This is a genomic window from Micromonospora sp. DT46 (assembly GCF_049841735.1).
GTDB classification, from domain to species: domain Bacteria; phylum Actinomycetota; class Actinomycetes; order Mycobacteriales; family Micromonosporaceae; genus Micromonospora; species Micromonospora reichwaldensis.
The window spans coordinates 1-11,723 of sequence record NZ_JBNCKW010000016.1; the positions used below are offsets into that span (position 1 = coordinate 1).

Below are 11,723 nucleotides of genomic sequence, written 5' to 3' on the forward strand. Positions count from 1 at the left end.
GTGTGGAGTTGCTGGTCAGGCATTGTCGGGTGGTGGTGGGGCATGAGACCGTCATCCGGGTCCGATGAACGGCGCACGGCCGTACGGGGAAAGGTGCCGGTGAGCTGCCGAAGGTTGCTCCCACGGCCGGTGGGGAGCAATTCCCCCGGCCCGCCCCGTCGGCCGGCCCACCGCCCGTGACCCTTGCCACGCAAGGGCTTCCCGGGCCGGGGGTCCACCCTGGACACCGTGCTCGCGACGCCCGGACGGCCGGGCCGGGTATTGACAAAGGTCACCGGGCCTGCCGCGTGTGACGGGTATGAGCGATTCACGAATGCGTTGTGACGAACCTTCGCGTAGACGGTGAACGCAGACCTTGTTGAAACACGTGCCCGTCCAGCAGGTTTAGATGGCGTTCCGCACCACCGGGCCAAGCTGTGTGAGAGGGGACTCCCATGTCTGTCAATGCGACCGAGATTCTCAATGCCTTCTTCTTCGACGGTGCCGACGCTCCGGCGGACGGTGACCTGCGCATCGACGTCGTGGACAGCTGGACCACCAGCGACCTGGCGGCGGTCCGGCCGACCACCATCAGCTGGAGCGAGGCCCGGGTGGACGGGGGCCGCTGACGCAACCGGGGCGACCGCCACCGGCGACCACGAGCTGAATCGCGGGGGAACGAGATGACGGACACCGACCTGTGGGTGCGACGGTTCCACCCGGCGGACGAGGCGGCGACCAGGTTGCTGTGCCTGCCGCACGCCGGCGGCTCGGCGAGCTATTTCGCCCGGGTGGCCAGGACGCTCGCTCCCGAGGTCGACGTGCTCGCCGTCCAGTACCCCGGTCGGCAGGACCGGTTGCGGGAGCCGGGCCTCACCTCGGTCCACGAGATCGCGGACCGACTGGTGACGGTGCTGCTGCCGCTGGTCGACCGGCCGATCACCGTCTTCGGCCACAGCCTCGGCGCGACCATCGGCTACGAGGTCGCGCTGCGGCTGCGGCGGGCGGGCGTCGGCCCGACCGCGCTGTTCGTCTCCGGCAGGCGGGCTCCGCACCTCCGTAAGGAGGAGCGGACCCACCTGCGGGACGACGCCGGCCTGATCGCGGAGGTACGCGCCCTGGCGGGCACCGACAGCGCGCTGCTGGAGGACGAGGACGTGCTGCGGATGGTCCTGCCGGCCATCCGCTCGGACTACACCGCAGCCGAGACCTACGAGTACCGGCCCGGGCCACGCCTGGACTGCCCGATCGTCGCGCACATCGGCGACAGCGACCCGCGGGTGACGGTCGACGAGGCGAAGGCGTGGCGGGAACACACCGACGCGGGGTTCGAGTTCGTCGTCCACCCGGGCGGTCACTTCTATCTCAACGACAACATGTCCGCGGTGCTGCGCAGCATCAGGGCGCACACCCGGTCGCTCAGCTCGGCCTCGCGCGGCGCCGCCACGGTCGCCCACGCCGAACAACCGGGGTGAGTCGCCGGTCGACCCGAGCCTCAGGAGTGTCCGGAGGTGACCCACATGGCACTGATCGAGAGAGAACACCTGCTGTCCGACCTCGTCGAGACGTACGCGACGGCTGCCGCGGGCCAGGGCCGGGTCGCGCTGGTCGACGGCGGCGTCGCCAGCGGGAAGACCCGACTGGTGAACGCCGTGACCGAGGTGGCCGTCGGCGAGGGCGCGCTGGTGCTGACCGCCGCCTGTTCGGTCGCGGAGAGCATGATCCCCCTGGGGGTGGTGGGACAGCTGTTCCACAGCCTCCGGGCCCAGACCACCTCGACCGGCCACCTGCCGCTGCTGCGGCGCGACACCGGGCCGGCGGGAAACCCGGACGCCCCCACCCTGCGGCACGGTGACGCGCAACTGCTGGAGGACGTCTGCCAGGTCCTCCTCGACGTGGCCGCCGACCGGCCCCTGGTGGTGGTCGTCGACGACGTCCAGTTCGCGGACTCCCTGTCGTTGCAGGCGCTGCTGTACCTGCAACGGCGCATCCGTTTCGCGCGGGTGCTGCTCGTGCTGAGCGGATGCGTGGGCGCGCGGCCCGAGGCGGCGGCGTTCCGTGCGGAGCTCACGCGGCAGCCGCACTGCCGTCACCTGCGGCTGCTCCCGCTGTCGCCCGAGGGCGTCGGACGACTGCTCGCCGAGCGGATCCGGCCGGAGGCCGCCCGGCGGCTCGCCGCGTCGGCGCACGCCGTCAGCGGCGGCAACCCGATGCTCGTACACGCGCTGCTCGACGACGCCCTCACCGGCGCCGACGGGGACGTCGCGCCGACGGTGGGCGCGTCGTTCGTCCAGGCCGCGCTCGCCTGCCTGCACCGCAGCGACCCCCGGCTGCTCGACGTCGCCCGCGCCCTTGCGGTCGTCGGCCCGTCCGCGTCCGCCGGGCTCGTCACCGGGCTGGCGGGCCTCTGCGCGGCGACGACCCGGCAGGTGCTCGGCGCGCTCGCCGAGGCGGGCCTCACCGAGGGGCACTCCTACCACCACCCGGCGGTACGCGCGGCGGTGCTCGACGACTGCCCGCCGCAGACGCAGTCGGCCCTGCGGTCGCGGGCCGCGCTCCTGCTCCACGAGGACGGCGCGTCCGCCGCCGAGGTGGCCGCGCACCTCGTGGGCGTCGACGGGCCGGCCGGATCCTGGGCCGGTCCGGTGCTGGTCGCGGCGGCCGGGGAGGCCGTCGCCGGCGGCGCCGCACGGCACGCCGTGGACTGCCTGGAACTGGCGCTGCGATCCACCGAGGACGACCGCGAGCGGGCCGCCGTGGAGGCGGCCCTCGTCCGGGTGCACTGGCGCAGCGACCCCGAGGCGGTTCCGCGGCACCTGTCGTCGCTGGCGGCGGCGGCTCGCGCCGGCCTCCTCGACGAGGCCGACACGCTGCTGCTCGCCCGGTCGCTCGCCTGGCAGGGCAGGCACGACGAGGCGGTGGAGGCGCTCGACGGGGTGGGCGACCTCACCACGCACCCGGACCCCGACCTCGGCGCCGACCACCTCGCCACCCGCGAGTGGCTGCGGCACTGCCGCCCGCACGGCGGCGACGGTCCGGGCGACCCCGGGCCGGGCGTGGCGGTCGACCGCGCCGAGGAGGTGCTGCAACGCGCCCGCCCCGGTGACTCCCTCCTGGTGTCGGTGTGGCACGCGCTGCGGGTGCTGATCGGCGCCGACCAGCTCGACCGTGCCGCCGACTGGTGCGAGAAGCTGGCGGAGGAGGCCGAGTCGCACGGGATCACGAGCTGGCGGGCCGTCCTGACCGACGTACGGGCCGCCGTCGCCCTGTGCCGCGGCGACCTCGCCGCCGCCGAGCGGCACGCGCGCGACGCGCTGGCCACGATGCCGCCCGCCGCCTGGGGCGTCGCCGTCGGCTCGCCGCTCGCGCACCTGGTCCTGGCCTGCACGATGACCGGGCAGCTCGCCGAGGCCGAGGCGGCCCTGCGGGAGCCGACGCCGGCCGCGATGCGCCAGAGCATGTTCTGGCCGCAGTACCTGCGGGCCCGGGGCGTCTACTACGACGCCGTGGACCGGCGGCACGCCGCGCTCGCCGACTTCCAGACCGCCGGCCAGCTCGCCGTCGGCTGGGGCGCCGACGATCCGTCCGCGCTGCCGTGGCGGGTCGACCTCGCCCGGCTGTACGTGCGGATGGGCCGGCCCGACCAGGCCCGGAAGCTGATCACCGAACATCTGGCGCTGCCGGGTGGCGACGCCCCGCGCGCCAAGGGCATGGGGCTGCGGGCGTTGGCGGCGGCGTACGCGCCCAAGCAACGGCAGGTGATGCTGCGCGAGGCGATGGACCTGCTGCACGCCAGCGGGGACCGGCACGAACTCGCGCACGTCTTCGCGGACCTGAGCCAGACCGGGCACGCCCTCGGCGAGTTCGGGCGCGCCAAGATGATGGGCGCGCACGCCCTCCAGCTCGCCGAGGGCTGTCACGCCGAGCTGCTGCGGCGCAAGCTCAAGCCGTCCGACGACACCCTCGAAGCCGGGGTGGCCGGCGCGAAGGACGGGCTCGCCACGCTGACCGACGCCGAGCGCCGAGTCGTGAACCTGGCCGCCCGCGGGCACACCAACCGCGAGATCGGCGACCGGCTGTTCATCACCGTCAGCACCGTCGAGCAGCACCTGACGCGGGCCTACCGGAAGTTGAAGATCAGCACGCGTACGGAGCTGGTGCACATCGACCCGCCGAAGGGCGCACGCGGCGCGCGGCGCCGGCGCGTCGCCCCGGTCGGCCCGCCCTCGGGCGACAAGGAAACCACGATGCGATCGGACACGACATGACCGTTGCCGAGGACGAACAGGTCGGTAGCCGGGAGCGCACGCTCGCCCGGCAGATTCTCGAACTGGTCTTCCGCTTCCGCCGTCTCGAGCACGCCGACGACCCGTGCGGGGCGCAGCCGTGCGACGACTGCTTCGCGACCCACGAGGAACGGGTGGGCCGGTACCTACGCAGCGGCGAACCGCTGCACTTCGTGCTGCCGGCGTTCCCCGCGAAGTCCCGCAACCCGGAGAAGGTGGTCGGTTCGCTGCCCGACCTCGGTGAGCGGATCTCCGTGGAGTTCCTCCAGTCCTTCTGCGAGCAGGTCAGCCACTACCACCCGGCGGGCGCGCGGATCCTCATCTGCTCCGACGGCCACGTCTTCTCGGACCTGCTCGGCATCCCCGACGAGGACGTGACCGCGTACCGCACGGAACTGCAACGCATCATCGACCAGACCGGCGCGTCCTCGGTCTCGATGTACTCGCTCGACGACGCGTTCGGGGCGATGTCCTACGACGAGATGCGCGGGCGGCTCCTCGCCGGGTACGCCACGCCGCTGGCGGACATCCGCGCCGAGGTGCTGACCGACCTGGGCGCCCGGTCGCTGTTCAACGGCATGCACCGGTTCATGCTCGAGGACCAGGGCCCGCTGCACCCCGACCTGAGCCGGACCAAGCTGCGCGAGCACTGCAAGGAGTTCGCGTACCAGATGATCCGGCGCAGCCGCGCCTGGGGAGACCTGGTCGGCACGAAGTTCCCCGACTCGCTGCGGCTGTCGATCCACCCGCAGCCCCGGCACGCCGAGAAGATCGGGCTGCACCTCATCCGGACCAGGGACAGCTGGCTGACGCCGTGGCACGGCGTCGTCCTCGACGACGGCGTCAACCTGACGCTGGTCAAGCGCAGCCAGGCCGAGCGGGACCGGGCCTCGTTGGTCTGGCGCAACGGCCGGCCGAGCCACTACGTGAACCCCCACTTCCGGCAGGAGGAGATCGCCTCATGACCACGGCAGACGAGCTGCGGGTGCAGCGGACGCCGCTGGCGCCGTTCGGCACGCTCTTGACGGCGGAGCACGACGGCGCCGACCTGCGGGACATCGCGCCCGCCACGCTGGAGCGCTGGACGATCGAGTCCAAGGTGGTCGTGCTGCGCGGCTTCCCCCTGCTCGACAGGGAGGACCTCGTCGCCTACTGCGAGACCTGGGGCGAGGTGCTGACCTGGGACTTCGGCGCCGTCCTGGACCTGGTGGTCCAGGAGGACCCGAAGAACTACCTGTTCAGCCGTACGGACGTGCCGTTCCACTGGGACGGCGCGTTCGCGCGGGCCGCGCCGCGGTACTTCCTCTTCCAGTGCCTCGAGGCGCCGGTGCCCGGCGGCGGCGGCGAGACGGTGTTCTCCGACAGCACCGACGTGATCCGGCGCGCCTCGCCGGAGCTGGTGCGCGAGTGGGCGGCGACGGAGGTCAGCTACCGCACGGAGAAGCTCGGCTACTACGGCGGCGAGACCGTGTCGCCGCTGCTCACCACGCACTCGGAGACCGGCGAGACGATCATGCGGTACGGCGAGCCGCTCGACCCGGAGCGCTACCGCAACCCGGTGTGGGTGTCCATCGGCGGCAGGTCGGCGGAGGAGGCCGAGCCGTTCATGGCCGACCTGCGCGACCGGCTGCACCACCCGGACGTCTGCTACCACCACGAGTGGGTCGACGGCGACATCGTGGTCGTCGACAACCAGGCGCTGCTGCACGGTCGCAACGCCTTCCGCGGCAACTCCTCCCGGCACCTCCAGCGGATCCAGATCCTCTGACCCCGGTCAGGGGCGCTCGCGGGTGCCACCGAAGGTCCTCAACCCCGAAGGAAGACACCATGACCGTCGAAGAGGCGCGCGCGGGCGCGTCCACACCGGCGCCGGCCACCGCGCGGCGCCCGATCTACCACTCCATCCGCATCCGCCGGGTCGAGTTCCTGCCCGTGATGCTGGCCATCTACGCGATCCCGTCGCTGCTGTCGGTCGACGACCTGAGCACCCTGGCCTCGGTCCACTTCGCGCTGGTGATCGTGATGGCGCTGTCCATCATGCACTTCATCGACATGACCAACGCGTACGCCGACCGCGACGTCGACGCCGTGTACAAGACGTGGCTGTCCCAGGCGGTGTACGGGCTGGGGCTGCGCAACGTGCGGTGGCAGATCGCCGCCACGGGCGCGGGTGTGCTGGCCCTCGCGACCTACTTCACCTTCCGCACCGGGCACTGGGACATCCTGCCCCTGGTCGCGTTCACCCTCTGGATCGGCGCCCAGTACTCCATCCCGCCGGTCCACCTGAAGAGCTCCGGCGTGGGGCAGATCCCCGGCCTCGCCGCCGTGCTGATCTGGCTGCCGATGCTCGTCGTCGTCCGGTCCGTGCCCGGTGAGCTGTCGTGGCCGCTGCTGGCCGTGATCATCGGCTTCGGGCTGAACCAGGTCGGCATCGTCATGGTCAACACGGCCGAGGACTGGCCGGAGGACGCCGCGTTCAACATCCGCACGTGCGTACGCGCGCTGGGCCTGACCCGCGCGATGGCCGTCGCGAGCGGGCTGATCGCGGTCGGCGGCTCCACGGTGTGCGTGTCGGTGCTCGCCATCGGCGGGTTCACCTGGGGTGCCGTGCCGATGATCGTCGCCATCGCGTTCGCGCTGGTGCACGTGTCGGGCACCTGGCGCGGCGTACGCGGCAAGCCCCTCGCGGACGCGCTGGCGTTCCTGCGGCCCCGGGCGAAGCTGGTGCCGTTGCAGGTGGCGAGCACCGGGTGGGGAACCGTGATCGCCGCCGCCTTCGCCCAGGCGAGCTGAGTCCCGGTGGGGAGGGACACCATGGCGCAGGTCGTGCTGCTCGACGAGGAGGGACGGCCGGTGGGCGCCACCGAGGGCGCGACGGTGCACCACCTGCGTACGCCGTTGCACCTGGCGTTCTCCTGTTACGTCTTCACCAGCGACGCCAAGCTGCTGCTCACCATGCGCAGCGACCGCACGCGCACCTGGCCGGGGATCTGGACCAACTCGTGCTACGGGCACCCAGTGCCGGGGGAACCGGTCCCCGCGGCGGTGACCCGCACCGTACGCGCCGAGCTCGGCCTGGCCGCGCCCGCGCCGGAGCTGGTCCTGCCCGCCTTCCGGTACCGCGCCACGATGGACAACGGCGTGGCGGAGAACGCCGTGTCCCCGGTGTTCCGGGTGGTGACCGACGAGCGCCCGACCCCCGACCCGGCCGCCATCGGCGACTTCGAGTGGGTCGCCTGGGCGGACTTCGTGTACGCGGTGGGCACCGGCGACATCTCCGTGTCGCCGTGGTGTCGTCTCCAGGTCGCCGAGCTCGTCACCCTCGGCGACGATCCGACGCGGTGGCCCACGGCCGACGAGTGCCTCCTGCCCGGCGGGACGCTGACGGCCACCGGCTGAGCGGCGCGCGGCGGACCGTGCCCACCGGCGGGGTGGGCGCGGTCCGTCGTCCGTTGCGGCGGGTGCTGCTGTCGGGCCCGGTCACGACCCGGCCCGGACGCTGGCCTGCACGGTGAACGTGCCGTCCCCCCGCCAGGTGCGCAGCGTGCCGCCCGCGTCCCGCAGCCGGTCGGCCAGCCCCGGCAGCCCGCTGCCGTCGAGGTCCGGCGCCCCGTCGCCGGCCCCGTCGTTGACCACCGTCAGCCGCGCCCCGGACGCCTCGCCGGCGATCTCGATCGTGCACCACCGCGCCTCGCCGTGCCGCAGCACGTGGGCGCCGGCCTCGCGCAGCACGGACACCAGCGGCCCGGTGAGCGCGGGCGGCAGGTCGCGCTCCGGCTGCGTCACGGAGCACCGCACGCCGGCGTTGCGCAGCACCCGTGCCACCGTCTGCGCCTGCTCGCGCAGGCCGACGCTGCGGTAGCCGTGCACGGCCTCGCGCATCCGGGCCGACGCGGCCGCCGCGAGCGCCCGCATCTCGGCGGTCTCCTTCCTGGTCCGCTCCCCGTCGACCATTGCCAGCCGCGACGCCAGCTCCGCCTTGAGGACGAGCGCCGACAGCTCGTTCGCGAGCAGGGCGTAGACGTCCCGGGCGCACCGCAGCCGCTCCTCGGCCGCCGCCAGGCGGGCCAGGGCGTCGTGCCCCTCCCGGGCCTGCGCCCGGAACGTCCAGAACCACAGGTGCAGCACGTTCCACGTCGCCACCGTCAGCCCGAGCACCACCGTGACGGTCACCGCGTCGCGCACGGGACCGCCGAGCCACCAGGCCGTCGCCGCGGCCACCAGCACCGTCCCGGCCATCAGGGTCACCGCGCACCGGACCGGCAGCAGCAGCGGCGCGGCCCCGACGAGCGCGGCCCCCACGAACGCCCAGGCCCGCCCCGGGGTGCCGCCGACCGGCCCGACGAGCGGGACGGACAGCACGGCGGCCGTGGCGCAGCCGGCGACCAGCCACCGGCCGGTCGTCGTCGCCCGCCACGGCATGACCGACCGGTGCAGCGCCGCGGCCAGCGCCAGGACCAGGAGCAGCGACCCCGCCGCGCCGAGCACGATCCCGCGCGGGTCGGGCTCGCGACGCAGTTCCAGGGCGGCGAGCAGTACGCACGCGGCCACCCCGCTCGCGGCGCCCGCCAGGATGCACAGCCTCGCCCGCCGCATGCCCGGGGTGGACAGGGCGTCAGCCGGCGCGGCGGGGGTCCCCGTCAGGCCGGTGGGCCGGATCCCGGTGACCATCAACGCCACGGCTCCCGGCGGACGTGGCGCGTGCCGGGCCCCGGCACACCCGGACGCGCCGACCCGGGCAGCGGTGCGCTCGGTGTCGTCGCCTGCCGGATCACGGTCGCCACGGAATGCATGGTATCGGTTACGGTCGGTTCGTGCCGACGTGGATCCGTCCCTGCCGTCGCATCCCGGGGCCGCCACCCGCCGGGCTCGCCCGTGGGGTGGGTGGTCTCGAGGAGCTGCGCTGTCATCGGAGGGCCTCCGTCCGGTCCTGGTCGCGTGGGCGCCGGCGGGCGCCGGTCCGCCCCGCGGGTCGCCGGCCGTGCCGCGGGCGTCGCCACGCGGTCGGTCGTGCCGTCAGCATGGCGGCGAGGACGCGCCGGATCCCATCCCCGCGTGTCACGTACGACCCGGGAGAACTGCACGGGTGAACCGTGCGCCGGTGTGTCGTCAGCGGGTTCCCGGGCGGCCCGGAAATTGCACGTTCCATCGCCTTGAAATTGTTACCGCCATCGCCCGGTAATTTGCGCTGCGAGTCGTGTCGGCAGATGGCGAACGTGATTGCGGCCGATGGTTCGACTCGGCTAATTTGCAGGCACGAAATGCCTCTCCTCTCTGGAGGCTGCTGTGTCCTCATCCGTCGGAATTCTGGGCACCGGATCATGGGTGCCCGCGCGAGCATTGCCGAACGAGGAAATCGCGCGTCGCGTACCGGGCGCCAGCCCGGAATGGATCGTACGCAAGACCGCCATTCGTTCGCGCCGTTTCGCGGCGGCGGAGGAGGCCACGTCGGACCTGGCCGTGCGGGCCGCGTCCCGCGCCCTGCGGGACGCGGGCATCGGCGCCGACCGCGTCGACTACCTCATCGTGTCGACGTCGACCCCGGACCACCCGCAGCCGCCGACGGCCTGCCTGGTGCAGGACCGTCTCGGCGCGTACGGGGCCGCGTGCTTCGACGTCAACGCGGTGTGCGCGGGATTCGTGCACGCCCTGGTGCTGGCGCAGTCGCTGGTGGCGGACCGGCCCGGCACCCACGCGCTCGTGGTCGGCGCCGACGTGTACTCGCGCATCCTGGACTTCGACGACCGGCGCACGGCCGTGCTGTTCGGCGACGGCGCCGGCGCGGCCGTCGTGGGGACGACGTCCCCGGGGCGCGGTGTCGTCGAGTACGAGCTGGCCAGCCGGGGCGACGCCAGCGGCCTGATCGGGGTGGCGGCGGGCGGCAGCAGGCTGCCGGCGTCCGCGACGACGGTGGCGGACGGCGGCCACTTCTTCCGCATGAACGGCCGCGGCGTCACCGAGCTCGTCCTCCAGGACGTCCCGCCGTTCGTGGACAAGCTGCTGGCCAGGGCGGGCGTCGGCGCGGCGGACGTCGCGCACGTGGTGCCGCACCAGCCCAACGGCCTGCTCCTCGACGAGCTGGTACGCGCGTGCGGGCTGACCGCCGCGCACACGCACCGCACGGTGGAGGAGTACGCGAACGTCGGCAGCGCCTCGGTGCCGCTCACCCTCGACCACGCCAACCGGGCCGGGCTGCTCCGCGACGGCGACCTCGTCCTCCTGCTGGCGTTCGGCGGGGGGATGTCGCTCGGGGCGTGCCTGCTGCGGTGGGGCCGGACATCCGGCCCGGACCCCGGCGGGGACCGGTGAGCCCACCGGCCGACGACCCCACCCCCGAAACCCTGCCCGCTTCCACGCCAACCCTGTCGAAACAGGACGGTTATTCATGAAGACCTTGACGAAGCTCGGCGCGTTCGCGCTCGCCCTGGTGTTGGTGCTGGGGAGCGCCTACACCGTCGGCCGCGTGGTCGGGCCCCCGCCGACCGCCGCACCCGCAGCCGCACCCGCCGCCAAGCCGGCCGCCGTGGCCGAGGAGTCCTCGTACGGCCTGACCATCAACCACGAGAGCATGAACCTGAAGGTGATCACGGACAACGTCCGGGCGGGCACGAAGCAGACCTTCGCCTTCCAGATCCTGCAGCACGACGGCACGCCGCTGGTGAAGTACAAGCCGCAGCACGAGAAGCTGATGCACCTGATCGTGGCGCGGCGCGACCTGACGAACTTCCAGCACGTCCACCCGAACCTCGGCTCGGACGGCGTGTGGCGGGTGCCGCTGACCTTCGCGGCGGCGGGCGAGTACCGCGTCTTCGCCGACTACATGCCGCTGTGGGGCATCCACGGCGAGACGCTCGGGGCGGACGTGTCGGTGTCGGGCGACTACCGGCCGGAGGCGCTGCCCGCGCCGTCGACCACCTCGACGGTCGACGGGTACACGGTGACCCTCGGCGGTGAGTTGACGCCCGGCAAGAGCGGCAAGCTGACGCTCAGCGTCGCGAAGGACGGCAAGCCGGTCACCGACCTGGAGCCGTACCTCGGCGCCTTCGGGCACCTGGTCGCGCTGCGCGACGGCGACATGGCGTACCTGCACGTCCACCCCGACGGCACACCGGGCGACGGGCAGACCGCGCCCGGTCCGGACGTCCTGTTCCACGCCACCGCGCCGAGCTTCGGCGACTACCGGCTGTTCCTGGACTTCCAGCACCAGGGCGTCGTGCGTACGGCGTCGTTCACCCTGCGCGTGAAGGGCCCCAACCCGCCGCCGCACGGCCTGAGCGAGGAGGCCTTCGCGGCGGCCAAGGCCCGCAACGAGGAAGCCGTACGCAACGGCGGAGCCGCTGTCCCCGCCGACACGACCGGCGGCGGCACGGAGGGGGGCACCGAGCATGGCCACGGCTGAGAACCACCTGGAACTGCTGATCGGCGGCATGACGTGCGCGGCCTGCGCGGCGCGCATCG

10 protein-coding genes are annotated in these 11,723 nt (G+C 73.3%); 9 read left to right on the forward strand and 1 reads right to left on the reverse strand.

Features of this window, described 5'->3' with window-relative positions:
- The first annotated feature begins 434 nt into the window (after window positions 1–434).
- From ACLQ20_RS30485 to idi, 7 genes are read left to right on the forward strand one after another with little or no spacing between them, the layout of a single operon-like run.
- On the forward strand, window positions 435–608 hold the full coding sequence (locus tag ACLQ20_RS30485; RefSeq protein ID WP_192581221.1) for a hypothetical protein: 174 nt from the start codon (window positions 435–437) through the stop codon (window positions 606–608).
- A gap of 54 nt (window positions 609–662) precedes the next feature.
- Window positions 663–1,454 (forward strand): thioesterase II family protein, encoded by a 792-nt coding sequence (locus tag ACLQ20_RS30490; protein ID WP_151452475.1) that lies wholly within the window; start codon window positions 663–665, stop codon window positions 1,452–1,454.
- A gap of 45 nt (window positions 1,455–1,499) precedes the next feature.
- Window positions 1,500–4,247 carry an AAA family ATPase gene (locus tag ACLQ20_RS30495; protein WP_425858286.1) on the forward strand — a complete coding sequence of 916 codons (2,748 nt, stop codon included), beginning with the start codon at window positions 1,500–1,502 and terminating at the stop codon, window positions 4,245–4,247.
- Window positions 4,244–5,230: an L-tyrosine/L-tryptophan isonitrile synthase family protein gene (locus ACLQ20_RS30500; RefSeq protein ID WP_151452477.1), complete on the forward strand. Its 987-nt coding sequence runs from the start codon at window positions 4,244–4,246 to the stop codon at window positions 5,228–5,230. Before ACLQ20_RS30495 ends, ACLQ20_RS30500 begins: the two co-directional genes overlap by 4 nt.
- Complete coding sequence (locus ACLQ20_RS30505) at window positions 5,227–6,033, forward strand: TauD/TfdA dioxygenase family protein (protein ID WP_151452478.1); 807 nt, start codon at window positions 5,227–5,229, stop codon at window positions 6,031–6,033. Before ACLQ20_RS30500 ends, ACLQ20_RS30505 begins: the two co-directional genes overlap by 4 nt.
- 59 nt (window positions 6,034–6,092) lie before the next feature.
- Window positions 6,093–7,058, forward strand: a complete 966-nt coding sequence (locus ACLQ20_RS30510; protein WP_151452479.1) for a UbiA family prenyltransferase — start codon at window positions 6,093–6,095, stop codon at window positions 7,056–7,058.
- 21 nt (window positions 7,059–7,079) lie between these two features.
- Window positions 7,080–7,664, forward strand: coding sequence for an isopentenyl-diphosphate Delta-isomerase (gene idi, locus ACLQ20_RS30515; RefSeq protein ID WP_151452480.1), 585 nt, complete (start codon window positions 7,080–7,082; stop codon window positions 7,662–7,664).
- An 81-nt stretch (window positions 7,665–7,745) separates the two neighbouring features.
- Here idi and ACLQ20_RS30520 read toward each other — a convergent pair whose 3' ends face one another.
- On the reverse strand, window positions 7,746–8,936 hold the full coding sequence (locus tag ACLQ20_RS30520; protein WP_225851892.1) for a sensor histidine kinase: 1,191 nt from the start codon (window positions 8,934–8,936) through the stop codon (window positions 7,746–7,748).
- A 615-nt stretch (window positions 8,937–9,551) separates the two neighbouring features.
- Here ACLQ20_RS30520 and ACLQ20_RS30525 point away from each other — a divergent pair.
- Both ACLQ20_RS30525 and ACLQ20_RS30530 read left to right on the forward strand, forming a co-directional pair.
- Window positions 9,552–10,574 (forward strand): 3-oxoacyl-ACP synthase III family protein, encoded by a 1,023-nt coding sequence (locus ACLQ20_RS30525; RefSeq protein WP_425858288.1) that lies wholly within the window; start codon window positions 9,552–9,554, stop codon window positions 10,572–10,574.
- 76 nt (window positions 10,575–10,650) lie between these two features.
- Complete coding sequence (locus ACLQ20_RS30530) at window positions 10,651–11,664, forward strand: hypothetical protein (RefSeq protein WP_311414127.1); 1,014 nt, start codon at window positions 10,651–10,653, stop codon at window positions 11,662–11,664.
- Window positions 11,665–11,723 lie beyond the last annotated feature (59 nt).

Coding starts and splice junctions, on each gene's coding strand:
- ACLQ20_RS30485 (WP_192581221.1), top strand. CDS start 435: ATGTCTGTCAATGCGACCGAGATTCTCAATGCCTTCTTCTTCGACGGT.
- ACLQ20_RS30490 (WP_151452475.1), top strand. CDS start 663: ATGACGGACACCGACCTGTGGGTGCGACGGTTCCACCCGGCGGACGAG.
- ACLQ20_RS30495 (WP_425858286.1), top strand. CDS start 1,500: ATGGCACTGATCGAGAGAGAACACCTGCTGTCCGACCTCGTCGAGACG.
- ACLQ20_RS30500 (WP_151452477.1), top strand. CDS start 4,244: ATGACCGTTGCCGAGGACGAACAGGTCGGTAGCCGGGAGCGCACGCTC.
- ACLQ20_RS30505 (WP_151452478.1), top strand. CDS start 5,227: ATGACCACGGCAGACGAGCTGCGGGTGCAGCGGACGCCGCTGGCGCCG.
- ACLQ20_RS30510 (WP_151452479.1), top strand. CDS start 6,093: ATGACCGTCGAAGAGGCGCGCGCGGGCGCGTCCACACCGGCGCCGGCC.
- idi (WP_151452480.1), top strand. CDS start 7,080: ATGGCGCAGGTCGTGCTGCTCGACGAGGAGGGACGGCCGGTGGGCGCC.
- ACLQ20_RS30520 (WP_225851892.1), bottom strand. CDS start 8,936: ATGGTCACCGGGATCCGGCCCACCGGCCTGACGGGGACCCCCGCCGCG.
- ACLQ20_RS30530 (WP_311414127.1), top strand. CDS start 10,651: ATGAAGACCTTGACGAAGCTCGGCGCGTTCGCGCTCGCCCTGGTGTTG.